General features: G+C 76.4%; 18 protein-coding genes and 1 pseudogene. 11 read left to right on the forward strand and 8 right to left on the reverse strand.

Annotated elements, in window-relative coordinates; all coding sequences use genetic code 11:
- Positions 1–30: 30 nt before the first annotated feature.
- The 3 genes from OG553_RS02000 to OG553_RS02010 form a co-directional block, all read right to left on the reverse strand.
- Positions 31–1,824, reverse strand: a complete 1,794-nt coding sequence (locus OG553_RS02000) for an ABC transporter permease/substrate binding protein (RefSeq protein ID WP_405977269.1) — start codon at positions 1,822–1,824, stop codon at positions 31–33.
- Positions 1,824–2,885 carry a glycine betaine/L-proline ABC transporter ATP-binding protein gene (locus tag OG553_RS02005; RefSeq protein WP_405982925.1) on the reverse strand — a complete coding sequence of 354 codons (1,062 nt, stop codon included), beginning with the start codon at positions 2,883–2,885 and terminating at the stop codon, positions 1,824–1,826. The genes OG553_RS02000 and OG553_RS02005 overlap by 1 nt, the downstream gene beginning before the upstream one ends.
- A gap of 204 nt (positions 2,886–3,089) precedes the next feature.
- On the reverse strand, positions 3,090–4,049 hold the full coding sequence (locus tag OG553_RS02010) for a SigB/SigF/SigG family RNA polymerase sigma factor (protein WP_405977270.1): 960 nt from the start codon (positions 4,047–4,049) through the stop codon (positions 3,090–3,092).
- 199 nt (positions 4,050–4,248) lie between these two features.
- Here OG553_RS02010 and OG553_RS02015 point away from each other — a divergent pair, with 199 nt between their 5' ends.
- Positions 4,249–4,677 (forward strand): MarR family transcriptional regulator, encoded by a 429-nt coding sequence (locus OG553_RS02015; RefSeq protein ID WP_405977271.1) that lies wholly within the window; start codon positions 4,249–4,251, stop codon positions 4,675–4,677.
- A 137-nt stretch (positions 4,678–4,814) separates the two neighbouring features.
- Here the strand turns inward: OG553_RS02015 and OG553_RS02020 are convergent, their stop codons facing one another.
- A complete protein-coding gene (locus OG553_RS02020) occupies positions 4,815–5,600 on the reverse strand; it encodes a GntR family transcriptional regulator (protein ID WP_405977272.1) in 786 nt (261 codons plus the stop codon).
- Between the two features lie 134 nt (positions 5,601–5,734).
- Positions 5,735–7,273 (reverse strand): IucA/IucC family protein, encoded by a 1,539-nt coding sequence (locus OG553_RS02025; protein ID WP_405977273.1) that lies wholly within the window; start codon positions 7,271–7,273, stop codon positions 5,735–5,737.
- Positions 7,274–7,385: 112 nt separating this feature from the next.
- On the opposite strand from OG553_RS02025, the gene OG553_RS02030 reads away from it, so the two are divergent.
- Entirely contained in the window at positions 7,386–8,945 is a 1,560-nt protein-coding gene (locus OG553_RS02030) for an IucA/IucC family protein (RefSeq protein ID WP_405982926.1), read from the forward strand.
- Between the two features lie 33 nt (positions 8,946–8,978).
- Positions 8,979–9,641, forward strand: a complete 663-nt coding sequence (locus OG553_RS02035) for a class I SAM-dependent methyltransferase (protein ID WP_405977274.1) — start codon at positions 8,979–8,981, stop codon at positions 9,639–9,641.
- A 298-nt stretch (positions 9,642–9,939) separates the two neighbouring features.
- Here OG553_RS02035 and OG553_RS02040 read toward each other — a convergent pair whose 3' ends face one another.
- On the reverse strand, positions 9,940–10,380 hold the full coding sequence (locus OG553_RS02040) for a hypothetical protein (RefSeq protein ID WP_405977275.1): 441 nt from the start codon (positions 10,378–10,380) through the stop codon (positions 9,940–9,942).
- Between the two features lie 348 nt (positions 10,381–10,728).
- On the opposite strand from OG553_RS02040, the gene OG553_RS02045 reads away from it, so the two are divergent.
- From OG553_RS02045 to OG553_RS02055, 3 genes are all read left to right on the forward strand, one after another.
- Complete coding sequence (locus OG553_RS02045) at positions 10,729–13,659, forward strand: BTAD domain-containing putative transcriptional regulator (RefSeq protein ID WP_405977276.1); 2,931 nt, start codon at positions 10,729–10,731, stop codon at positions 13,657–13,659.
- 122 nt (positions 13,660–13,781) lie between these two features.
- Positions 13,782–15,347 (forward strand): FAD-binding oxidoreductase, encoded by a 1,566-nt coding sequence (locus tag OG553_RS02050; protein ID WP_405977277.1) that lies wholly within the window; start codon positions 13,782–13,784, stop codon positions 15,345–15,347.
- Positions 15,348–15,398: 51 nt separating this feature from the next.
- Positions 15,399–16,628: a hypothetical protein gene (locus OG553_RS02055; protein WP_405977278.1), complete on the forward strand. Its 1,230-nt coding sequence runs from the start codon at positions 15,399–15,401 to the stop codon at positions 16,626–16,628.
- Here the strand turns inward: OG553_RS02055 and OG553_RS02060 are convergent.
- Positions 16,582–16,989 carry a hypothetical protein gene (locus tag OG553_RS02060; RefSeq protein WP_405977279.1) on the reverse strand — a complete coding sequence of 136 codons (408 nt, stop codon included), beginning with the start codon at positions 16,987–16,989 and terminating at the stop codon, positions 16,582–16,584. The two genes, OG553_RS02055 and OG553_RS02060, sit on opposite strands and share 47 nt — an antisense overlap.
- An 86-nt stretch (positions 16,990–17,075) precedes the next feature.
- Between OG553_RS02060 and OG553_RS02065 the strand changes: the two genes are divergently transcribed.
- The 5 genes and pseudogenes from OG553_RS02065 (at position 17,076) to OG553_RS02085 (ending at position 22,945) form a co-directional block, all read left to right on the forward strand.
- Positions 17,076–18,461 (forward strand): sensor histidine kinase, encoded by a 1,386-nt coding sequence (locus OG553_RS02065; RefSeq protein WP_405977280.1) that lies wholly within the window; start codon positions 17,076–17,078, stop codon positions 18,459–18,461.
- Positions 18,458–19,138, forward strand: coding sequence for a response regulator (locus OG553_RS02070; protein WP_405977281.1), 681 nt, complete (start codon positions 18,458–18,460; stop codon positions 19,136–19,138). The genes OG553_RS02065 and OG553_RS02070 overlap by 4 nt, the downstream gene beginning before the upstream one ends.
- A gap of 136 nt (positions 19,139–19,274) precedes the next feature.
- Positions 19,275–20,453 (forward strand): UDP-N-acetylglucosamine--N-acetylmuramyl-(pentapeptide) pyrophosphoryl-undecaprenol N-acetylglucosamine transferase, encoded by a 1,179-nt coding sequence (locus OG553_RS02075; RefSeq protein ID WP_405977282.1) that lies wholly within the window; start codon positions 19,275–19,277, stop codon positions 20,451–20,453.
- Positions 20,454–20,685: 232 nt separating this feature from the next.
- Positions 20,686–21,728 (forward strand): annotated as a pseudogene (locus OG553_RS02080) (alpha/beta hydrolase).
- The gene (locus tag OG553_RS02085; RefSeq protein ID WP_405977283.1) at positions 21,725–22,945 is read left to right on the forward strand and encodes an acyltransferase; all 1,221 of its coding nucleotides are present in this window, start codon (positions 21,725–21,727) and stop codon (positions 22,943–22,945) included. Before OG553_RS02080 ends, OG553_RS02085 begins: the two are co-directional and overlap by 4 nt.
- Positions 22,946–22,956: 11 nt before the next feature.
- Here OG553_RS02085 and OG553_RS02090 read toward each other — a convergent pair whose 3' ends face one another.
- Complete coding sequence (locus OG553_RS02090; protein WP_405977284.1) at positions 22,957–23,616, reverse strand: winged helix-turn-helix transcriptional regulator; 660 nt, start codon at positions 23,614–23,616, stop codon at positions 22,957–22,959.
- Positions 23,617–23,648 lie beyond the last annotated feature (32 nt).

Below are 23,648 nucleotides of genomic sequence, written 5' to 3' on the forward strand. Positions count from 1 at the left end.
GTGGTCCCGGGCGCCCCGGCGCGTGGTCCGTCAGGCGAGCGCGGCCACCTCCGGGTGGTCGGCCAGCCAGGCGCGGACCGCCTGCTGCTCCTTGCCCTTGCCCGTCTCCTGGATCTTCGCCTCCAGGCCGGTGAGCTGGGCCTCGGTCAGCTTGAACGAGCGCAGCCAGGCGGCGATCTCGGGCTCGTCGGCGGCGAAGCCCTTGCGGGCGAGGGTGTGGATGCCGTCGCCCTCGCCCCAGACGCCCTTGGGGTCGGCCAGCTTGGTCAGCTCGTAGGCGGAGTACGCCCAGTGCGGGGACCACAGCACGGTGACCACGGGTTCCTTCTTCTCGTAGGCCCGCTTGAGCTCGGCGAGCATGCCCGGGGTGGATCCGTCGACGACCTGGTACTCGCCTTCGAGTCCGTACTCCTTGAGGACCTTCTCCTTCAGGACGGACATGGCTCCGGCGCTGGGCTCGATGCCGATGATCCGGCCCTTGAAGCGGGCCCCCTTGCCCTTGAGGTCCTCCAGGGAGCGCACGTCCTTCACGTAGGAGGGGACCGAGAGCTCGATGGAGGTGGGCCCGTACCAGGAGCCGAGGTCGTCCAGCTTGTTCCCGTACTTCTCCCAGTACTGCGCCTGGGTGACGGGCAGCCAGGCGTCGGTCTGGAAGTCGACCTGGCCGCCGGCGAGTCCGGTGAACAGCGCGCCGAGTTCCAGCTGCCGGGCGTCCACCTCGAAGCCCCGGCGTTCCAGCAGCTCCTTCCACAGGAAGGTGGAGGCGATGCCCTCGTCCCAGGGGATGTAGCCGATGCTGACCTTGCGGCCCTTGCCGGTGTTCTCGGCGCCGGTGGCGGCGGCCGTGGTGCCGGAGCCGCCGAAGGTGCTCAGGCCGCCCGCGACGAGGGCGAGGACGACGGCGGCGGTGACGGCGTACGCGGGCTGCGGCCGGTGGTTCCACAGCCGGGCCGTGCCGCTCGCGGCGGACCGGGCCAGGGCCTGCGCCCGGCGGCCGACCGGGGAGACCTGGCGGCCGAGGGCGCCGGTCATCCGGTCCAGGTACATGGCGAGGACGACGATGGACAGGCCGGCTTCGAAGCCGAGGCCGATGTCGACGCTGCCGATGGCCCGGTAGACGGCGCCGCCGAGTCCGCCGCCGCCGACCATGCCGGCGATGACGACCATGGACAGGCCGAGCATGATGACCTGGTTGACGCCCGCCATGATCGTGGGCAGGGCCAGCGGCAGCTGGACGCGTACGAGGGTGTCGCGCGGGGTGGTGCCGAAGGCTTCGGCGGCCTCGACCAGTTCGGCGTCCACCTGGCGGATGCCGAGTTCGGTCATCCGTACGCCCGGCGGCAGCGAGAAGACGATGGTGGCGATGATCCCGGGGACCACGCCGACGCCGAAGAAGATGATGCCGGGGATGAGGTAGACCATGGCCGGCATGGTCTGCATGAAGTCCAGCACGGGCCGCAGGGCGGCGCTGACGCGGTCGGAGCGCGCGGCCCAGATGCCCAGCGGGAGCGCGAACGCCAGCGTGACGAGGGTGGCGACGAGGACCAGGGACAGGGTGGCCATGGCCTCGTCCCACAGTGCGACGGAGTCCACGAGGGCGAAGGCCGCGAAGGCGAGCAGCCCCGCGAGCAGACCCCGCAGCCACCAGGCGGCGAGGGCGAGGAGCCCGGCGAAGAGCAGCGGTGCGGGGGCGGACAGCACGGCGTTCACGCCGTCGTAGAGGCCTCCGACCAGGGCGCTGACGGTGTCGAAGAGCCAGGACAGGTGGCGCTGGAGGAAGTCGACGGCGCTGTCGGCCCAGGCTCCGAGGTGCAGGCGGGGCATCAGGCGGCCACCTCCGCGCAGGCCATGGGGGGCCGTTGCTCGTCGCCGATGAAGGCGACGAGCCGGTCCTTGGGCACGGAGCCGACGACGGCGCCGTCCGCGCCGGTGACGGCGACCGGGTGGGGGACGCGGGCGCTGACGGAGCAGAGGTCCGCGAGCGGGGTGTCGGCGCTGACGGTGGGGCAGCCGCAGGCTTCGGCGTCTTCTGCGGGCTCGTCCATGACGGCGTCGGCGGTCAGGACCCGGGAGCGGTCCACGTCCTGGACGAAGGAGGCGACGTAGTCGTCGGCGGGGCGGGTGAGGACGTCCTCGGGGGTGCCCTGCTGGACGATCCGGCCGTCGCGCATGACGGCGACCCGGTCGCCGATGCGCATGGCCTCGTTGAGGTCGTGGGTGATGAAGACGATGGTCTTCTTCAGGGTCCGCTGGAGTTCGAGGAGCTGGTCCTGCATGTCGCGGCGGATCAGCGGGTCCAGGGCGCTGAAGGACTCGTCCATCAGGAGCAGGTCGGCGTCGGTGGCCAGGGCTCGGGCGAGTCCGACGCGCTGCTGCATGCCGCCGGAGAGCTCGTCGGGCCAGGAGTTCTCCCAGCCGCCGAGCCCGCACAGCGCGAGCGCCTCGGCGCCGCGGCGTTCGCGCTCGGCCCGGGGGACGCCCTGGACCTCCAGGCCGTAGGCGGCGTTGGCCAGTACGTCGCGGTGCGGGAAGAGCGCGAAGTGCTGGAAGACCATGGAGACGCGGGTGGAGCGTACGCGGCGCAGCTCGCGCGGGCTCAGCGCGGTGAGGTCCTCGCCGTCGAAGAGGATGCGGCCGGAGGTGGGCTCCAGCAGTCCGTTGAGCATCCGCAGGAGGGTGGACTTGCCGGAGCCCGACAGGCCCATGACCACGAAGATCTGGCCGGGCTCGACGCGGAACGAGGCGTCGATCACCGCCGCCGTGGTGCCTTCGGCACGCAGGTCGTCGCGGTCGGCGCCGCGTTCGAGCGCGCGGACCGCGGCCGCCCGGCGGTCGGGTCGTCTGGCGAACACCTTGTAGACGTGCTCGGCCTGGAGCGTGGACACATACACCTCGCGGGTCGTACCGGGACCGGCCCGCCGCCGGGGGCCGCGGGCCGGGGAGCGGGGCGGGATCGGCCCGCGCGGACCGAGCCGCTCCGGCCCACCGGCCGGAGCACACGATTCCGCTCCAGCGGCCCGCATGCCCGGCCTTCACCGGCGCAAACGGTGAAGTGATCCAACTCACGCGAGGGAAGGGGGTGAGGTGCGTCAGCGGCCGGGCTGTCCGGGAGCCGGATCGGGGTCGGCGAGCATGGAAGTGCGCAGGTGGGCGAGGAGCCGGGTGAGGAGCCGGGAGACCTGCATCTGGGAGATGCCGAGGGCGGCCCCCATCTGGGCCTGGGTCAGCTCTTCGCCGAAGCGCATCCGGAGCATGGTGCGTTCGCGGTCGCTGAGCCGCTCCAGCAGCGGGGCCAGGGTCTGAATGTCCTCGACGAGCTCCAGGGCCGGCTCCTCCTCGCCCAGCACCTCGGCGAGGGTGTGCCCCTCGGCGGGGCCGTCGCCGTGTTCGGCGTGCGGGGCGTCGAGGGAACCGCTGGTGTGCCCGTTGGCGGCGACCAGCCCTTCTATGACCTGCTCCTCGGTGAGGTCGAGGTGGGCGGCGAGGTCGCCGACCGTGGGCGAGCGGTCGAGCCGGACCGTCAGCTCCTCCTTCGCCTTGGCCATGTCGATGCGCAGCTCCTGGAGCCGGCGCGGGACGTGGACGGCCCAGGCGGTGTCGCGGAAGTGGCGTTTGATCTCGCCCGTGATGTACGGCATGGCGAGGGTGGCGAACTCGTTCTCGCGGGCCGGGTCGAACCGGTCGATGGCCTTGATCAGGCCGATGGTGCCGACCTGGACGAGGTCGTCGACGTCACCGGCGGCCCCTTCGGCGCGGCCGCGGAAGCGGCGCACGGCGTACTGGACGAGCGAGGCGTTCATCTCGATCAGGGTGTTGCGCACGTACTGGCGCTCGGCGGTACCCTCCTCCAGCTCTCGCAGCCGCCGGAAGAACGCCTTCGACAGCTCCCGGGCGTCCGCCGGGGCCACCTCGCGCGGCTCGTCGATGCGGGGCAGGCCTGCCGCACGGGCAGCGGCCCTGCCGCTCCGGCGGGGGGAGGGGAGGCGGGGGCCGGGGGTACGGGCCTCGGCGAGGGCGGCGGTATGGGAATGGTGGGCGGGGACCGGCATGGGGGTTCGCTCCTTGGGCTGGTCGGCTTGCGGCGCGGGACCTTGACGCCCTCGACTCTGGCCCGGTTCCGCTCACACGTCAAGAAATGCCGGAAAACCTTTTCGTGTCTTGTTTCACGGGAAACACGTGCCGCATCATGACGGGATGGGGAGCATGACACGCCGACAGAACTGGACATTTCTCACAAATCACGCTCGCGTGCTGGTGACCATCGCCCGGGATCCGGCGGCGCGGCTGAGGGACGTCGCCCTGGTGTGCGCGCTCACCGAGCGCACGGTCCAGGCGATCGTGGCCGACCTGGAGTCGGACGGGTACCTGCGGCGGGCCCGGGACGGGCGGCGCAACCGCTACGAGATCTCGGCGGGGGCGATGTTCCGCCACCCCGCGGAGGCGGGGGTACAGGTGGCGGGCCTGCTCGCCCTGCTCACCGGCGCCGCGCCCGCCGGGGGCTCCACGGGGGCCGGGGGCGCCGAGCGGGCCGACGGCGCCGGGGGCTTCGAGGCAGAGCCTCCCCCGGCGACCACTGGAGGGACCCCCGGCGCCGCGGGCGGCGAGGAGGCCTGGGCGGTAGGGGCCCCGTCCGGCCCGCCCGGCGTACGAGGCGCCGGGGGCACCTCCCGGCGGTAGCTGGGGGCGGAGCCCCCAAGGGGGTCCGGAGCGCAGCCCCGGGGAACGGGCGAAGGGCGGGTAGGGGACCTCCCCCGCGCAGCGGCCCACCACCCGTGGGCGCCCCACCGGCCCCAGCCGCGGACACGCGATGTGCGCTACGTCACGCGGAAGGCGATGGCCTCGGGCTCGCGGTGGAAGGTCAGCCGGTCCCAGTCGGTGAACGCCAGGTCCGTGACGGCCAGCAGCCGGCCGGAGCCGTCGTGCACGGTCCGGCGCACCGACAGCCCGCAGGCGGGCGCCGCGCCGGCCGGGTGGCTGGTGCGGGTCATCGTGATGGTCTCCGAGGTCCGGCCGCGCGCGGCGGCCCGTTCCAGCCAGCGGTGCAGCGGCCGGAGGTCCTCGCCCCGGGCCCCGTCCGGCCGGTCGAGGTAGGCCGCCAGCTCCGGGGTGCGGGCCACGGTGCGCGGGCAGAGGTACGTCACGGTGTGCCGGACCGCGCGCCCGCCCGGCGCGTACACGTGGTGGTGGTGGACCAGGGTGCGTTCCCCGCCGCCCATCCCTAGCAGCCCGGCGAGCGAGGGCGGCACGGTGACCAGGGCGAGCCGGGTCCGCGTGAGCCGGGGGCCGGGTCCCGGCTGCCGGGGCGGCGGCGCGGTCCGGGAACCGGCGCGCGCGGCGGGGGCGGCGCGCCCGGAGCCGGGCAGGACCGCGGCCCGGGTGCCACGGCGGCCGGTGACGACCAGTCCGTCGGCGCGCAGCTCCTGGAGCGCGGCCCGGACGGTCTGCCGGTTGACCTCGTAGCGGGCCGCCAGGGTGCGTTCGGAGGGCAGTCTCCCGCCGGAGGTCCGGGCGGCACGGTCGAGTTCGTCCCGCAGCTGTGCGGCGATCCGCTGGTACTTGGGCATGGCGGCCGGGCCGCCGCCCCGCGAAGGGGAGGGCATGGCTTCTCCTCTGACGGGTGGTCAAGGACTGCGCGGTCTGCCCGACCAACCTAGCATTGGTCTATACCTTTCGACATGGGGGTTCCGGCGGCCCGGCCCACCTTGGCCGAATTCCACGCCCGTCCGCCGCCCGCTCACTCCCCCCGCAGCGGGTTGGGCAGCGGCAGGTAGCGCGCGTCGGCGCCGTCCGCCCGGGTCCAGCGCAGCAGCAGGTTCGTCTTGGCCGGAAGCGCAGGGGCGGTGAGCAGCTCCGCGATCTCCGGCAGGCCGTGCGCGGCGTCGTAGCGCAGCAGTTCCTCACGGACCGCCGGCCACACCCCGGCGGCCGCCCCGGGGTGCCGTTCGGCCAGCGCTCCGCCCACCTCCGCGAGGTGGTTGACGACCAGGCAGTACACGAGCCGCTGCCAGGCGCCCTCGCGCGGCATGTCCCCGGGGAGTTTCACGCCCTCCGCGTCGCGGAAGAGGGCCTGCACCGGCGTGCCCCGGTCGTCCACGGCGACCAGGCAGTTCTGGAGGTGGGCCTCCAGCACGATCCCGTGCCGGGCGAACAGGTCCAGGACCGGAGGCACCACATGGCGCAGGTACGCCCGCCACCAGCCGGCCGGGTCGGGCGCGGACTCCAGCGGGCTGCCGGGGAAGCCCTCCGCGAGGGCGGCGGACAGCAGCGGCACCGCACCCGCCGCCACCGTGCCGCGCAGGCCGTCGCGGACCAGGACGGCCAGCTCCTCGAAGGCGAAGGAGGCGGTGCGGTAGCCGCGGTCGGCCAGCCACACCGCGTTCGATCCGGTGCGGCGGCGCAGATCGGCGAAGCCGGCCTCCACGGCGGAGTCGGTGCGGCGCAGCTTCAGCAGGTCGTGGCGCCACAGCCGGCGCACGTCGTTGGTGATCCGGACGTCGAGGCTGAACTTCGCGAACAGGTCGGCGTCCGGCCCCGGGGCGTAGACGGTCCGCACGGAGGCGGTCGGCCACACCGGGAGCCGGGTCGGACCGAGCCGCAGCAGCCGCCCGTCGGCGAAGGCCTCGCGCAGCTCCCGGCGTCCGGCGGTCAGCTCCAGCTGCCAGGGGTGCGCGGGCAGCGCCCGGTAACCGGCCGGCGGTCGGGGGCCGTCGAGGATCCCGGTCAGCGCGTCGACCGCCCCGGCGGCGGCCGGGCCGCCCTCCTCGGCCACCTGGTCCTCGCGCAGCCCGAGCACCACGAGCGGGAAGCGGGTGTGCGCCTCGGGGGCGTACGGCAGCCAGCTCGCGGCGGGCGCGCCGCCCCGGGCCTTGGGCGCAGGGTGGTGCGGATGGCCCGTCACGAGGGCCTGTTCGGAGCGGACGTACGGGTCCTCGGGCACCTCGGCGGCCGCCCGCGCGGCCAGCAGCGCGGCGACGGCCCCGCGGCTGTCGTCGATCTCGCCGGGCAGCTCGTCGTTGGAGACGCCGGTGTAGCGGAGCAGTTCGTCGGAGACCAGCTTGACCAGCTCCGCGTGTCCGAGCGGGTGCCAGCCGTCCGCCGTGCGCAGCTCCGCGCCGGACGGCCGGCGGCCGCCGGAGACCCGCAGCAGCCGGCCGCTGCCGCGCAGCCGGTGGACCTGCCCGCCCTCCGCCTCGGCCACCTCCCTGAGCAGGCAGTTCAGCAGCGGGGCGGCGCTGTGGGCGTCGGCGGCGGTGTTGAGGTCCACTGGTTCCATTCGGTCCGTCTGCGGTGTGCCGGCGGTGCGCGGGAAGGACCACCGGTTGTGATCTTCAGTATCCGCGATGATGAAGTGATCATCGTTTGAACGCCCCGAAAGGACCGGACCCCTGGACCGCAGCAGGCACGTTTCCCCGCCCGACCCCGGGCACTCCCCCGCCACCGCCGCCGAGGAGGCCGTCGCGGTCGCGCTGGCCGGCGTACGGCCCGGGCTGGGGGCCGCGTACGAGGCCTCGCTGGACGGGGCCCGCTCCGCCGTGCTGACCCGGCTGTGGCGGGCGCTGGCCTTCGAACCGCTGCCGTGGGTGACGGGCCGGGAGCAGGGGCCGGACTCGCTCACCCTGCGGCTGGCCGGGGGCGGGCGGCTGGAGGGGCCGCGGCCCGACCCGTACGCCACGGGCTCGCGCGTCGCCGAGGTGCTGCTCGACGGGCGGCCCCACCGGCAGGCGGCCCGGCTGGTAGAGGCGCTGCGGGTGCCGCACGGCGCCGCCTTCGCCGCCGAACTCGACGACAGCACCGCTTCCCTGGCCCTGTCCCGGGCGGGGCAGCCGGGCGGGGAGCGGCCGGAGCCGTCGGCCGGCTGGGAGTGGGAACAGCGGGTGGTGGACGGGCACCCGTACCACCCGAACTGCCGGTCCCGCCCCGGTTTCACGGTGGCCGAGCAGCTGGCGTACGCACCGGAGCACCGGCCGGTGGTGGAGCTCGGGCTGGTCCCCGTCCGGGCGGCGGAGTGCCTGGTGGCCGGTGAGTGGCCGGAGCACCTGCGCGACGGCGACCGGATCCTGGTGCCGGTCCACCCCTGGCAGGCCGAGCACGTCCTGAAGGGCGAGGAGGTCCTGCCGGGGTTCGCGGCGCACCCGCTGATGGCGCTGCGCACCCTCGCCCCGGCGGCGGGCGGCCCCCATGTGAAGACGGCGCTGAGCACCCGGCTGACCTCCTCCGTCCGGGACATCTCCGCCTACTCGGTGGAAACGGCCGCCGTGGTCTCCGCGTTCGCCCACGCCCTGACCGAGCGGCTCGACGGACGGCTGCACATCACCCGCACCCTGGGCGCGGCCACCGCGTACAGCCCGGACCTGGCGGCGGTGCTCCGCGAGCCCCCGGAGGCGTACGCGGGTCCCGGCGAGCGGGTCGTGCCGGTGGCGGCGCTCGCGGGCACGGAGCTGGCCGGTTCCGCGGCCTGGCGGGCCGCGTTCGCCCGGCTGGCGCTGTCGGTGTGCCTGCGGGTGCTGGACCTCGGGGTGGCGCTGGAGGCGCACGGGCAGAACCTGCTGGTGGTGCTGGCCGCCGACGGGAGCCCGCTGCGCCTGGTCTACCGCGACCTGGCCGACATCCGGATCAGCCCGGCCCGGCTCGCCCGGCACGGCCTGCCGGTGCCGCCCCTCTCCGGGCGGCTGGTCACGGACGACGGGACGGTGCTGCGGCGCAAGCTGTTCGGTTCCCTGGCGGCCGGGGCCATCGCCGGGGCGGCCGGTTCGGCCGGGGCGTTCGCCGAGTGCCTGGCGGCCGGGCTGGACGCGGCGGAGCCCACCGCCGACGCCGCCGCGCTGCGGAGCGGGCCGCTGCCGGTGAAGGCGCTCACCCTGATGCGGCTGAGTCCGGGGGTGCCGGGCGACCAGTGGGCGGAGCTGCCGCCGCCGCTCGCCGGGGGCGGGGAGCCGCGTGGGTGAGCCGTTCGGCCGGACGGGCTACTGTCCGGGGGCATGACACAGACCTCGCGGCTCAGTGCCGTCCAGGCGTCCTACGACACCGTCGCGGTCGACTGCGCCCGGCTGCTGAGCGGTGATCTGGACGGCCGGCCCCTGGACCGGGCGGTACTGAACGCCTTCGCCGAGTACGTGCGCGGCGGGGGCGGCGGGGCGGTCGCGGACCTGGGCTGCGGCACCGGCCGGGTGACGGCGTACCTGGACGGCCTCGGCGTACGGGCCTTCGGCGTCGACCTCTCCCCCGCGATGGTGGCGGTGGCCCGGCGCAGCTATCCGGGGCTGCGGTTCGAGGTGGGCAGGATGGCCGGGCTGGACATGGCGGACGGGGTGCTGGGCGGGGTCCTCGCCTGGTACTCCACCGTGCACACGCCGCCGGGGGAACTGCCGGCCGTCTTCGCGGAGTTCGCCCGGGTACTGGCGCCCGGGGGCCATGTGCTGGTCGCGTTCGAGGCGGGGGACGGGCGGCGCCGACTGGAGCACGCCTACGGGCATCCGGTCGACCTCGACGTGTACGGGACCCCGCCGGAGCTGGTCGCCCCGCTGCTCGCCGGGGCGGGGCTGGCGGAGGTCGCCCGGATGGTACGGGGACCGGGCACGGGCGAGCAGGGGCCGCAGGGGTTCCTGCTGGCCCGCAAGGACCCGCGGGAACCGGCCGCATGAGGCGCACGGCCCGGGGAACGACGGGGGCGCGGGAGGCCCGCGGCGCGTGGGCTCCGGGTCGGGACGCGGCCGCGCCCGGCGCGCGGGCCGGACCAGGGGGTGTCCCCGAAGTGGCGACGTCCGCCCGGAGGGCGGGCCCCGCGGCGGCCGGTGCGTGCTCTCGGCGTGCCGGGCGTCGCGGGGCAGGCGCGACTTCGCGGACACCCCCCCTGGGCCCGCGCGCCGCGCGGTGGGGGGCCGGGCGGGGCGGCGGAGGTGCAGCGCCGCCGTCCGCGCCCGGTGCTTTCGGGGAGAGCGGTCAGCTCTGCCAGCCGGTCCAGCTGCCGCTGCTCAGGCGGTGGCGGAACCAGCGTTCGCCGTCCATGCCCACGACGGAGATCGTCGGGGTCCAGGTGTTGTTGCCCTCGATCCGGACACCGCTGCGGACCTCGCCGCCCAGCGACTGCCAGCCGGACCAGCCGCCGCTCGTGTTGCTGAACCGGGTCCACACCGCGAAGTCGGTGCCGACGATGAAGACCTGCCGGGTCCCGTTCGGGAAGGTCTGCCAGGCCTCCCCGTACTCGCAGATGTAGTCGCCGCCGAGGCCGGACACGTGGCAGTAGCCGGCGGCGGCCGCCGGGGCCGGGCCGGACGCCGGGGCGGACGCCGGGGCGGCGGAGGCCACACCGGTCAGGGCGACGCCCGCCAGGGCGAGGGTGGAGGCCGCGAGGGCTGAGACACGGACGATGGATAAGGCCATGAAAGTGACTCCCTGTTTCCCACTCGTGTTGCGGAGGATGCCGGGCGGCCCGACCGGACCCCCGCCCCCACGGGGCTGGGAGGACGGGTTCCGCGGTGCCGGCCGCCCGGCGTGGAAAAGCCTGCCGGTGCCCGCAAACGCGCCCCTAACGGCCGGCTAAGGAAGCGTCAACGGCCCTTGCGTGGCGCTGTCGTTCCGCTGTCCGTCCACCCGTCGCCGCAGGTCCGGGGCGGTGCGGGCCGGCCCGGGGTTGGGCGCGGGCCGGGAGCGATTGGCCGGGAGCCCCCTCATCCGCCGAAATGCGGAGACATATGCTCGGTCGGGGAAGAGCAGATGGAAGGGGCATGCATGCAGTTCCGCGTGCTGGGGGCGGTTTCCGTGGTGGCGGAGTGCGGGAGGCCGGTGCAGCTGGGTCCCGCCAAGCGGCGGAGCCTGCTGGCGATGCTCCTGCTGCGGCCCAACGCGGCCGTCGGAGTGGACCGGCTGACCCGTGCTCTCTGGGACGAGGACCCGCCCCGGCACTCCAGAACGGTACTGCAGGGCCACGTCTCGCGGCTGCGGGCCCTGCTCGCCGAGCACGGCGCGGCCGCCCACGGGGTCGAGCTCCTCACCCAGGGGCCCGCGTACGCGCTGCGGCTGCCCGAGTCCCTGGTGGACGCGCACCGCTTCGAGCGGCTGCACCGGCTCGCCCGGGAAGAGGACGAACCGGCCCGGGCGGTACGCCTGCTGCGGGAGGCCCTCGCGCTGTGGGAGGGGCCCGCGCTGGGCGGGACCGTGGGCGGGCCCCTGCTGGAGGCCGCCGCGCACGGGCTGGACGAGCTGCGGCTGGCCGCCGTCGAGGAGCTGGCCGGGGCGCACTCGCTGCTCGGCGAGGACGCCGCCGCGGTGGCCCTGCTGCGGGAGGAGGCCGTGCTGCACCCGCTGCGGGAGCCGCTGGTCGCGGCACTGATGCTGGCGCTGGGCCGGTCGGGCCGGCAGTCGGACGCCCTGGACTGGTACCACCGCACGCGGGAACTCCTCGCCGACCAGCTGGGCGTCGATCCCGGAGCGGTGCTCTCGGACGCGTACACCGCTCTCCTGCGGGCCGGCGAACCCGTACGGGCCGTGACGGCCCCCGTGGCGGTGGCGGCCGGAGTGGCCTGCACGACGGCCAGGGCGGCCGGGGAGCCCGGCGGCGGAGGGGCCGGCCGGAGCGGCGCCGCGGCCGCCGGGGCCGGCACGGGCACCGCCGGCACGGGCACCGCCGGCTCCGGTTCCGGTTCCGGCTCCGGCTCCGGGGCGACGGGTACCGGCGGCGCCGGCACCGGCGCGACCGCCGGAGCCGCCGGGTCGACGCCGACCGCCGGCGGGCCCGACCCGGCAGGCGCGGCGCGCCCCGCGCACGGCCAGGCGCCCCCGGCCGTCCCGCCGGTGGCGGGACCCCAGCTGCTGCCGCGCCGCCCCGGCGGCTTCACGGGCCGCACCGCCGAGCTGGCGGCGCTCGACGCCGCCACGGCCGCCGACCCCGGCCCCGTCGTCATGCTCACCGGCAGCGCCGGCGTCGGGAAGAGCGCTCTGGCCCTGCACTGGGCGCACCGGCACCGCGCGGACTTCCCCGACGGCCGGCTCTTCGCCGATCTGCACGGCTACAGCCCCATCCCGGCCCGGGACACCACCTCCGTGCTGCGCGAGTTCCTCCTCGCGCTGGGCCTCCCGGCCGAGCGGATGCCCAACTCCCCGCAGGCCCTCGGCGCCCGGTACCGGGAGCTGACCTCCGGGCGCCGGATGCTGGTGGTGCTCGACAACGCCCGTGACTCCGAACAGGTGCGGCCGCTGCTGCCCGGCGGCGACGACTGCGTCACCCTCGTCACCAGCCGCAGCCGGCTCGGCGAGCTGGTGGTCACCGACGCCGCCCGTCCCGTACCGGTGCGCGAGCTGCCCGCCGAACAGTGCACCGAGCTGCTCGCGGCGGTCCTCGGCACGGACCTGGTCGAGGCCGAGCCGGAGGCCGCGGCGCGCCTCGCCGGGCTGTGCGACGGCCTGCCGCTGGCCCTGCGCGTGGCGGCGGCCCGGCTCGCCACCCGCCCGCACCAGGGTCTCGCCGCCTTCGCCGGCGAACTCGCCGACGAGCACACCCGGCTGGACCTGCTGAACGTGGGCAACACCGGGGTCGCCGCCGCGCTCCGCCTCACGCTCCAGCACCTGCCGGAGCCCGCCCGGCGGATGTTCCACCAGCTCGGACCGCACACCGGGGCCGCCCTCGACGTCCGCACCGCCGCCGCGCTCGCCGGCTGCCTGCCCAGCCAGGCCGCGTCCGCCCTCGACCAGCTGGCCTCCGCCCAGCTGGTGGTGGAGGCGGGCCCGCAGTCGTACGTACTGCACGACCTGGTACGGCTCTACGCCCGCAGCCTGACGCCCGGCCACGACCCGGAGGGGCTGCTGCGGCTGCTCGACCACTGGCTGCGCACGCTCCTCGCGGCCTGCGCCACCGCCGAGCCGGGCAGCGAGCCCTGCTGCGCGCTGCCCGCCGGGACCCGGCGGGCCGTCCCGGTGCGGCCGTTCGCCGACCGTACGGACGCCCTGGCATGGCTCTCCGCCGAGCGGGAGGCGCTGCGCGGCGCGGTCGAGTCGGCCGTCGCCGCCGGGCTGCACGACCGCGCCTGGCGGCTGGTGCTGCTCCAGTGGCCGCTGATCGTGTGGCAGGTCCGCGACGACTGGGTGCCCCTGCTCGAACAGGCGCTGGCCAGCGCCGAGGCCGACGGGGACCCCGGCGCCCAGTCGCGCGCCCGGGCCCTGCTGGGCTGGGTGCTGTCCGAGGAGGGCCGGCCCGAGGAGGCCCTCGCGCAGCTGGAGCTGGCACCGGGCCTCGCGGCGCTGGCGGGCGACGCCAACGCGGAGGCCATCGCCCGGATCAACCTCGCCGTCGCCCTCGTACGGACGGGCGAACGCGCCCGGCCCGCGGAACTGCTGGGTTCGGCGCTCGAACTGGCCGAGCGGGCGGGCCGCCCCGACACGGCCGCCCTGGCCCACCAGCACCTCACCGAGCACATGCTGACCGTGGGCGCGCCCGAGGCGGCGGCCGACCACGCCGTCCGCGGCCTGGCCCTGGCGGCCCCGCCCGCGGCGGCGCCCCGGCGGGTGGTGCTGCGCACCCTGTACGGCGAGGCGCTGGCCGCGACGGGCCACCGGGGCGAGGCGGTGCGCCAGCTCGACGACGCCGTCCGGGAGGCGCGGGCCCACGCGTACGAGGAGGGCGAGAGCGCGGCCCGTGCGGCGCTGGCGGCGTTGACGGAACGTTAAAGCCCTTGCGGGGGCCGCCCTCCGGCCCGGCAGGGGCCCGGCCGTGGTCCGTTCGGGCGGGAAGCGGCGCGCGGCGGGCCCGCCTGCTCGGCGATCGGGCCCGGCGGTGGCAGGAAGGAGGGATGAGCCTTCCACGCCGCCGCGTCCTCGCGGGTACGGCAGCCGCCCTCGTCGCCGCCACCGGGACGGGCGCGCGGGCGGACGGAGTCCGGGACGGCGGGACGCGGCCGGGTGCGCGTACGGCGGCCGGGACCGGGCCCGACTTCGCGGCCCTCGGCCGCGCGCTGGACGGACGGCTGGTCCTGCCGGGGGACGCGGACTACGCCGAGGCCCGGCAGCTGTTCCAGCCCCGCTACGACACCGTCGCGCCCGGGGCCGTGGCCTACCCCGCGCACGCCGGGGACGTGGCCGTCTGCCTGGACTTCGCCCGCCGCTCCGCCGCCGCCGTGGTGCCGCGCGGCGGCGGCCACAGCTACGCGGGGTGGTCGACGGCCGCCGGCGCGCTGGTGGTGGACACCGGGGCGATGGCCGCCGTGACGGCCGACGGCGACGAGGTGCGGGTCGGCGCGGGGGCCCGGCTCGTCGAGGTGCACGAGGCCCTCGCCGCGCGCGGCCTGGGCGTCCCCGCCGGGCTGTGCCCCTCCGTCGGCATCGCCGGGCTCGCCCTCGGCGGCGGGCTGGGGCTGGGCTCGCGGGCGTACGGGACCACCTCCGACCGGCTGTCCGGCGCCCGCGTGGTGACCCCGGACGGGGTGGTCCGCGAGGTCGGCCCCGACCGGGACCCCGACCTGTACTGGGCGCTGCGCGGCGGCGGGGGCGGCAACTTCGGCGTGGTCACCGAGCTCAGGCTGCGCACCCATCCGGTCGGCGACGCCGCGTACGCCGAACTGCACTGGCCCGCCGGGGACTCGGCGGCGGTGGTGCGGGGCTGGCAGCGCTGGCTGGGCGGGCTGCCGGACCCGTTCTGGAGCCAGGTGGAGTTCACCGTGGAGGCCGGCCGGGACGCCGTCCCCTCCTTCCGGGCCGTCTGCCTGGACGGACGCGCGGAGCTGGAGCGGGAACTGGCCCGGCTGGCCGGACTGGTGGGCCGGGAGCCGCGGGACGGCTGGTTCGCCGTACGCGGTTACGGGGACACCGTGCGGGCCATGGCCGGGTGCGCGGACCGCGGTCCGGGGCAGTGCAGGCTGCCGGGGCGGCTGCCCGGCCGGGATCCGCGGGGGCGCCTGGGCCGGGACTCGTACGCCGCCCGCTCCGACTTCTGGGGCGGCGGCGGGCTGCCGGACGGCGCGGTGGCGGCGGCGCTCGCCGCGATCGGGCGCTACGGGCGCGAGGCGCCGGGCGGCGGGTTCGGGGTGGTCCAGTTCGACGGGGTGTGCGGCGGGGCCGTCAACCGGGTGCCCGCCGCGGCCACCGCGTTCGTGCACCGGGACAGCGCCTTCCTGGCCCAGTACCTCGCGTACTGGCCCCGGTCGGCGACGGCCGCCGAGGTCTCCCGGCACCAGGGCTGGCTCGACGGGCTGTGGCGGGACCTGCGCCCGTGGGCGGGCGGCCGCGCCTACCAGAACTACGCCGACCCGAAACTCACCGGCTGGCGCGAGGCCTACTACGGGTCCAACCTGCCCCGACTGGAGGGGATCAGACGGGTCCACGACCCGGGCGGTCTGTTCCGTTTCCCCCAGGCCGTCTAGGCCGTTTCCCTCGGATCAGGCCTGATCCGTCACGACAGGAGCGAGCGAGACATGCGACGTTTGTTGACGGTGGCGACCGCGGCGGCCGCGGCGGCCGCCGCCCTGATGCTGCCGGGCGGGGCGCTGCCCGTCGCGAAGAGCGAGCGGGCCGAGGCGGCTTCCGAGCACTGGTCCGCGCGGGAGGCCACCGCCTTCTGGACGGAGGACCGGATGGCCTCCGCCCTGCCCGTACCGGAACCGGGTCCGGGCGCGGACACCGCCGCGGCGGCGGACGCTTCCGCCTCCCCGGCCCCGTCCCCGGCGTCGGCCCCGTCCCCGGCGCCCGACCCGGCCCGGCCGGCCGCGTCGGCCACGCCCGCCGCCCCCGACGCCGCCGTGCCCGTCCCCGAGGCGCCCGGCGCGGCCGTGCCCGGCCCCGGGGTCGCCACGCCCGCGCCGCCCGTACCGGCACCGGAGCCGCCGGCCGAGCCCGCCGCACCCGTACCGGCACCCGTTCCCGAGCCCGCGCCTACGCCCGAGCCCGCGCCCGCGCCCGGCAAGGCGGCGGTGCCGGCCGTGAACGGCGTCGGGCAGGACTTCAACGGGATCCCGGTGGTCGGCCGGATGTTCGTCATGCAGGGCACAGGCGCCTACTTCTGCACCGCCAGCGTGGTCTCCTCCCCCAGCCGCGACATGGTGCTCAGCGCCGCGCACTGCCTGCTCGGCACGGACACCCGCCAGGTGGCCTTCGTACCGCAGTACACGCGTGCGAAACCGCGCCCGTACGGGCTCTTCCCCGTACTGCGGAACGCCGCGGGCCGGTCGAAGGTGTGGATCGCCCCCCGGTACCGCACCGACGGGCCCGACCGGGCGGCCACCCTCGACGTGGCCTTCGCCCAGGTCGGGCCGGGCGCCGACGGCCTCCCGGTGGAGGACGTCGTCGGCGGGAACCGGCTCGTCACCGGGGCCACCTTCAACCACCCCAAGGTCACCCTGATCGGCCATCCGGCGGCGGCCGCCCGCCCGCGGACCTGCGTGAACAAGACGACCAAGTTCACCAGCGGGGACCCGAAGAGCCCCGGGTCCTTCCTGAGGATCGACTGCACCGGCTATCCGGGCGGGACCAGCGGCGGCCCCTTCCTCGCCCGCTACGACGCGCAGACGATGACCGGGGACGTCGTCGGGGTGATCGGCGGCTGGAAGACGGGCGGGCCGACGGCGGACACCTCGTACAGCTCCTACTTCGGAGCGGAGATCAGGAAGCTGTACCAGACGGCGGTTGCCGGGGCACTGGTGCAGTGACCACCCGCTCCCAGCGGGTGCGGCGCGGGTTGCCGACCGTGCGCGGGGTCACCGGGACGCCCGCGGCGGTCAGCGGGTCGGCCGGGGCGAGTTCCAGCTGGCGGCGCAGGTCCGCCAGGGCGGCGTGCACCGGCGCGAGGATCACCTCCGCGCGCGGGTGGACGTACGCCAGGGCGTGCGCGGTGGTCTCGATGGTCTCGGCGGCGTCCTCGGCGGCGGTCCGGCTCCACCCGGCGGGCCAGCCTCCGGGCCCTGCGCCGCTCCAGGGCGCGACGGCGTCGTAGAGGTGGCAGGCGGCGTCGGCAGCGGCGTCGGCCCGTTCACCGACGCCCGGCCCCGCGATGGTCGGCAGCAGCTCCATGCCCGCTCAACGAGCGGGATGCGCCGGGGGAACGAGGAGGCGGCGGATCCCCGGGCGGCGGCGCCTGCGCATAGGCTGGCGGGATCATGAGCCTGAGAGTGCGCAAGCCGGCCGGTACGGGGAAGACGGGCGCGGGAGACCGGGCGGCCGCGAGGACCCGGGGGCCGGCGGCGCCTCCCGGCGCGTTCGCGCAGTTCGCCGTGGCGTTGCGGACGCCCGCGCGGGCGGGCGAGCCCTTGCTGGCGCGGGCGCCCAGGGCGTGGCAGCGGATGCTGCCCTTCGCCGTGATGGGCGTCTTCGTGGTGTCGCTGCTGCCGGTGACGATCGCGGTGCTGACCAACGACTACGGGATGGGCGGAGGCCTGGCCGGGGCGCTGGGCGTGGCGCAGACGGTGCCGCTGCTGCTCGCGGTGTCGCGTCCGGTGGCGGCCTGGGTTGCCGTGCTGCTCGCGGACGTCCTGGGCGCGGTGCTGCTGACCTGGGCGGACCGGGTGGCCGGGCATTCCTGGCCGTGGACGCCGATGGTGGTGGTCGGGTACCTGGCGCTGATGGTGTGCCTGGGGCTGCGCGAGCCGGTGCGGACCCTGGTGCGGGTGGGGCTGGCGACGGGCGCGGCCGGGGTGGTGCTCGGCTTCTTCCCGCCGGCCGGGGTGACGAACACCGTGGCGTTGCTGTTCGTGCTGAGCGGCTGCGTGCTGGCGGTGACGGGCGCGCTGCGCGGGCTGGGGGACGCGCGGCAGCGCGTCGCCGAGCAGGAGAGCATCAGCGAGGCGGAGCGGGCCCGGCGCACCCTGCTGGAGGAACGGGCCCGGATCGCGCGGGAGTTGCACGACGTGGTGGCCCACCACATGTCGGTGATCACGGTGCAGGCGGATTCCGCGCCGTACCGGCTGCCCGGCATGGAGGAGCCGGTGCGGGAGGAGTTCGCGGCGATCGCGGCCAGTGCGCGCGAGTCGCTGGGCGAGATGCGGCGGCTGCTGACGGTGCTGCGGGGCGACTCGGGCTCCGGCTCCGGTGGCGCGGACGGGGAGCGGGCGCCGCAGCCGGGCATCGCGCGGATCCAGCAGCTGGTGGAGGCGACGGTACGGGCGGGGCAGCCGGTGGAGTGCTCCCTGGCGGCCGGACTGGCGGACGCGCCGGTGCCGCCGGCCGTGGACCTGTCGGCTTACCGCATCGTGCAGGAGGCCCTCGCCAACGTGGTGCGGCACGCCCCGGGCGCGCCGGCCCGCGTCTCGGTGACGTACTCCGAGGAGGACGGGGAGGTGCTGGTCCTGGTCGTCAACGGCCCGGCCCGGGAGGCGGTGGCGGGGCTGGAGGGTGCCGGGACGGGGCACGGTCTGGTGGGGATGCGCGAGCGCGTACGGTTGACCGGCGGGACCCTGGACGCGGGCCCGCTGCCCGAGGGCGGCTTCCGGGTGGCCGCCCGGCTTCCGCTCGATCCGCCCGACTCCCGCACTGAGGAGCCCAGTTGACCATCCGCGTGATCATCGTCGACGACCAGGCCATGGTCCGGGCGGGGTTCGCCGCGCTGCTTTCGGCGCAGGCCGACATCGACGTGGTGGGCGAGGCCCCCGACGGCCGCCAGGGGGTCCTGGTCTCGCGCACGCTGCACCCGGACGTGGTGCTGATGGACGTACGGATGCCGGAGCTGGACGGGCTCTCCGCGGCCCGCGAGCTGCTGGACCCGCCGCCGGGGGTGACGCACCGGCCGAAGGTGCTGATGCTGACCACCTTCGACATCGACGACTACGTGTACGAGGCGCTGCGGGCGGGCGCGTCCGGGTTCCTGCTGAAGGACGCCCCGCCGGCGGACCTGATCGCGGCGGTCCGGGTGGTCGCGTCGGGCGAGGCGCTGCTGGCGCCGTCGGTGACCCGCCGGCTGATCGCGGACTTCGTGCGGCAGCGGCCGGCGCCGCGCAAGGATCCGGCGCTGCGGCTGAACGGGCTGACGCCGCGCGAGACGGAGGTGCTGGAGCTGATCGCGCGGGGGCTGTCGAACCAGGAGATCGCCGCCCATCTGGTGCTGGCGGAGCAGACGGTGAAGACGCACATCGGCCGGGTGCTGGGGAAGCTGGACCTCCGCGACCGGGCGCAGGCGGTGATCTTCGCGTACGAGGCGGGCCTGGTCCGCCCGGGCGACTCCGGCTAGGCTCCCCTTCCAGCGGGAGGCACGGGCGTATTGTCCGCATTGCCAGGCGGTTGACAAGGCATGCGCCCCGCCGTGCGGTCCGCGTCGGGCCACCCGGCGCCGCTGGCCGCCCCAGCAGGGCGGTTAGGGTGGCGGGGTGAACCTTTCTTCCGCGCTTCCCCGTTCCTTCCGGCTGCTCGTCACTGGCGGGGGGACCGGTGGGCATACCTACCCCGCCCTGACCGCGATCCGTACCCTGCAGGGCCGTCTCGCGGCCGCCGGCAGCACCCTGGACGTGCTGTGGATCGGAACCGCCGACGGCCTGGAGGCCCGGGTCGCCCCCGCCGAGGGGATCGCGTTCAAGACCGTCGCCACCGGGAAGATCCGCCGTTCGGCGAACCCGCTGAAGATGCTGTCCGCGGCGAACATGAAGGACATGGCGAAGGTGCCGCTCGGCGTGGCCCAGGCCCGCACGATCGTGTCCGAGTTCGCCCCGGACGTGGTGCTCGCCACCGGCGGGTACGTCGCGGTGCCGGCCGGACTGGCGGCCCGGATGTGCAAGCGCCCGCTGGTGCTGCACGAGCAGACCGTGCGCCTCGGCCTGGCCAACCGGAAGCTGGCCGGCTCGGCCACCCGGATCGCCGTCTCCTCGGAGTCCTCGCTGCCGCTGCTGCCGGAGGACGTCCGCGGGCGCGCCGTCGTCACCGGCAACCCGGTCCGCCCGGAGGTGCTGTCCGGGCACCCCGACAAGGCCGTGCACGCGCTGAACCTCACCGGTTTCGACCGCCGCCTGCCGACCGTCTACGTCACCGGCGGCGCGCAGGGCGCCCAGCAGATCAACGGCGTGGTGCGCGAGGTGCTGCCGTGGCTGCTGAGCCACGCGAACGTGATCCACCAGTGCGGCCCGGCCAACGTGGACGAGCTGCGGTTCGCGGCCTCCGGCCTGGACCCGGTCCTGGCGGGCCGCTACCACGTGACGGGCTTCGTCGGCCCGGAGCTGCCGGACGTCCTGGCGCTCGCCGACGTGGTGCTGTCCCGCTCCGGCGCGGGCACGCTGGCCGAGCTGACCGCGCTGGGCAAGCCGGCGGTGTTCGTCCCGCTGGCGACCTCGGCCGGCAACGAGCAGGCGCACAACGCCCAGCACCTGGCCGACGCGGGCGCCGCCGTCGCGCTGCTGGGCGAGGTCACCGGCCAGAGCCTCGCCGAGGCGGTCGGCCCGCTCCTCACCGACCCCAACCGCCGCGCCTACATGGCCGACCGCGCCCGCGCGTACGGCCGCCCGGACGCCGCGGAGCGCCTGGTGGACGTCCTCCTGGAGGCAGCCGCCACCCGCTGACGGCCCCGAGTACCGTCCCCGAGGGGGCACCCGCAGCGCACCCGCCACCCAGGCGGCGAACGCACCGGCGGGTGCCCCCTCCGCGCGTCCGGGGCCGTCTCCTCCACCCCCTACCGGGGTATGACATGCGGCTTGGCTCCACGGTGTGACGTGCGGGCGGGTACCTCCTTCCTACCTTCCTCCTCGTCACCGGCCCGCCACGGGTGCCGGTTCGAGGAGAGGGGGAAGGGGCATGCGCCGCTTCGGTAGGACGGTCGTCGCGGCAGCGCTGGCGGTGGCCGTCGTCGCGGGGACCGCGGGGTGGGCCGCCGGTGACTCCCGGCCGGCCGTCACCGGGCCTCCGCCCGGGAGTGCCGCCTGGCGGGCCGGCTCGGTGGGCGGGCGGGCGCTGCCCGATCCGGCGGGGGCGTCCCCGTACGAGGTGGCGCGGTTCTTCGCCGGACTGGACGGGGAGGCGCGCCGGGAGCTGGTACGGGCCCACCCGCTCGTGGTCGGCAATCTGGACGGGGCGCCGCTCCCCCTGCGGTACGAGGCCAACCGGCTGGCCGTCCTCGCCACGGGCGAGGCCCGCTACGCCCCCCTCGCCGCGCCCGGCCGGCAGGTCCTGGCCTTCGACCCGCGCGGGCGGGGCCAGGTCGCCGAGGTGTTCGGGGACCTGGAGCGCGCGGCGCACGTCTCGGTGGTCGTACCGGGGTCGGACAACGACGCCGGCACGCACGACTCCGCGCGGGCCCCGCACACCGGTCCGGCCGGGATGGCCCGCGCGCTGCGGGCGGCCGCCGGCGACGGGACCGCCGTCGTCGCGTGGACGGGCTACACCACCCCGGTGGGGGTCGGCCTGGACGCGGCGACCGGCCGGCTGGCGGAGGCGGGGGCGGTCCGGCTGGCCCGGTTCACCGCCGGACTGGACGCGGTCGGGGCGCCCGACCCGGTGCTGTTCTGCCACAGCTACGGCTCGGTGGTCTGCGGGCTGGCGGCCCGTCACACGGACGCCGCCGACGTGGTGGTCCTCGGCTCCCCCGGCATGCGCGCGGACACCGCCGCGGCTCTGGGCACCCGGGCCCGCGTCTGGGCGGCCCGGGGCCCTCCGACTGGATCGCGGACGTGCCGAGCGTGGAGTTCGCGGGCCTCGGCCACGGCGCGGACCCGGTCTCCCCCGCCTTCGGCGCCCGCCGGGTGCCGGCCGGCGACGTCCGGGGCCACACCGGCTACTTCGTGCCCGGCACCCGGTCCCTGACCGCGTTCGCCGCGATAGCGAAGGGGGAGGTCCGATGAGCGCGCTGTCCGTGCTGCGGGACGCGGCCGAGCGGATCGACCGGCGGACGCCCGCCCACCGCGACCGGGCCGTGGACGGCCTGCGGGCGCTGGCCCTGCTGGCGGTGCCCACGGGCCACTGGCTGCTCGGCGGGTTCACCCTCGACGCGGACGGCGGCCTGCACAACGCGAGCCCGCTGTCCGCCTTCGGCGCCCTCGCCCCGGCGAGCTGGGTGCTCCAGATGCTCGGCGTCTTCTTCCTCGTCGGCGGCTACGCCTCGGTGCTCTCCTTCGGCCGCCGCACCGGCTCGACCGGGGCGTGGCTGAAGGGGCGGATGGTCAGGCTGGGGCGGCCGGTGCTCGGGGTGACGGCGGTGTGGGCGCTGGCCGCGCCCGCGCTGTACGCGGCGGGCGTGCCGGAGGCGACCCTGCGGACGGGGGCCACGCTGGTGGTGCAACCCCTGTGGTTCGTCGGGGTGTACGCGGTGGTGACGGCCCTGACCCCGTACTGCGTGCGGGCTGCGGAGCGGCTCGGCGGGTGGGCGGCGGCCCCGCTGCTCGGGTCGGTCGCGGTGGTGGACTTCCTGCGCTACGGGCCGCTCGAAGGCTCGGTGCCGTCCTGGCTGTCCGTGCTGAACGTGCTGCCGGGCTGGCTGTTCGCGTACCAGCTGGGCGTGGCGTGGGGCGGGCGGCGGATCGGGCGGCGCGGGGCGTGGCTGCTGCTGGCGGGCGGGGCGGCGCTGTTCGCGGTGCTGCTGCTCGTCTTCCACTACCCGGCGTCGATGGTCGGGGTGCCCGGCGAGGCGCGGACCAACTCGCATCCGCCGTCGCTGCTGGTGCTGGCGCTGGCCTCGGCGCAGTCGGGGGCGGCGGTCCTGCTGCGGGACCGGCTGGCGGGGCTGCTGGCCCGGCCGGCGCTGTGGGCGCCGGTCGTGGTGGTCAACCTGTCCGCGATGACCGTCCTGTGCTGGCACCAGACCGCGATGCTGGCGGCGGCCGTCCCGGGCGCGCTCGCGGGCGCGGTACCCGGGCTGACGACCGCGCCCGACACCCTCGGCTGGATCGCGGCGCGGGCCGCGTGGATGCCGGTGTTCGCGGTGCTGCTGGTCGTCATCGCCCGGTACGCCCGCCGGTTCGAGGCCGCCCCTGCCGGGGGCCGCCGGGCCCCGGCGGTACGCCGTACCGTGGCGGGGCTGCTGGCGGCGGGCTTCGCGGTGTTCGCGCTGGGCCTGGCGTAGGCCGAGCGGGGTCAGTCCCCGCGCAGCGCGGCGGCCACCGGACCCTCGCCCTGCACCTCCAGGCGGCCCGCCCGGACCGCCTGGGCCAGGCCGAGCACGCCCTCGCCGAGCTCCCGGCAGGTGTCGGCGTCGAGGACGAGGCGGGCGTCGGCCGCCCCGGCGGGCCCGTCCCCGTAGACGGGCCCGTCGCCCCGGGCCGGGCCGTCGCCGCCGAGCCGGACGTGGAACACGCCCTCGTCGAGGACCACGTCGACCACGGCGGGGACCCCGGTCGCCGGGAGGCGGCGCAGCAGGGGCAGCGCGTACCAGTGCGCGCGCAGCGCGTCGGTGGGACGGCGCTCGGCGAGGTCGGGGGCGCCCCATTCGGCGAGCGCGGTGAGCACGGGCAGCAGTCCGGCGCCCCGCCCGGTCAGCTCGTACACGGTCGCGGCCGCCGGCGGCGGGAGCTTGCGGCGGGTGGCCAGGCCCTGCGCCTCCATGTCCTTGAGCCGGCCCGCCAGTACGTCCGTGGAGACGCCCGGCAGGTCGGCGTGGAGGTCGGTGTACCGGCGGGGGCCGGCCAGCAGTTCCCGGACGATCAGCAGGGTCCACCGGTCCCCGACGGCGTCCAGGGCGCGGGCGGAGGCGCAGTACTGGTCGTAGCTTCGACGGCGTGGCTGACGAGGTGACATGCAGCGCAGTCTAGACAACATGTTGGACTTTC

This window comes from Streptomyces sp. NBC_00158 (genome assembly GCF_045160885.1).
Classification (GTDB): Bacteria; Actinomycetota; Actinomycetes; order Streptomycetales; family Streptomycetaceae; genus Streptomyces.

Coding starts and splice junctions, on each gene's coding strand:
- OG553_RS02085 (WP_405977283.1), top strand. CDS start 21,725: ATGAGCGCGCTGTCCGTGCTGCGGGACGCGGCCGAGCGGATCGACCGG.
- OG553_RS02060 (WP_405977279.1), bottom strand. CDS start 16,989: ATGGAGCTGCTGCCGACCATCGCGGGGCCGGGCGTCGGTGAACGGGCC.
- OG553_RS02065 (WP_405977280.1), top strand. CDS start 17,076: ATGAGCCTGAGAGTGCGCAAGCCGGCCGGTACGGGGAAGACGGGCGCG.
- OG553_RS02055 (WP_405977278.1), top strand. CDS start 15,399: ATGCGACGTTTGTTGACGGTGGCGACCGCGGCGGCCGCGGCGGCCGCC.
- OG553_RS02035 (WP_405977274.1), top strand. CDS start 8,979: ATGACACAGACCTCGCGGCTCAGTGCCGTCCAGGCGTCCTACGACACC.
- OG553_RS02000 (WP_405977269.1), bottom strand. CDS start 1,824: ATGCCCCGCCTGCACCTCGGAGCCTGGGCCGACAGCGCCGTCGACTTC.
- OG553_RS02025 (WP_405977273.1), bottom strand. CDS start 7,273: ATGGAACCAGTGGACCTCAACACCGCCGCCGACGCCCACAGCGCCGCC.
- OG553_RS02090 (WP_405977284.1), bottom strand. CDS start 23,616: ATGTCACCTCGTCAGCCACGCCGTCGAAGCTACGACCAGTACTGCGCC.
- OG553_RS02010 (WP_405977270.1), bottom strand. CDS start 4,049: ATGCCGGTCCCCGCCCACCATTCCCATACCGCCGCCCTCGCCGAGGCC.
- OG553_RS02040 (WP_405977275.1), bottom strand. CDS start 10,380: ATGGCCTTATCCATCGTCCGTGTCTCAGCCCTCGCGGCCTCCACCCTC.
- OG553_RS02050 (WP_405977277.1), top strand. CDS start 13,782: ATGAGCCTTCCACGCCGCCGCGTCCTCGCGGGTACGGCAGCCGCCCTC.
- OG553_RS02020 (WP_405977272.1), bottom strand. CDS start 5,600: ATGCCCTCCCCTTCGCGGGGCGGCGGCCCGGCCGCCATGCCCAAGTAC.
- OG553_RS02045 (WP_405977276.1), top strand. CDS start 10,729: ATGCAGTTCCGCGTGCTGGGGGCGGTTTCCGTGGTGGCGGAGTGCGGG.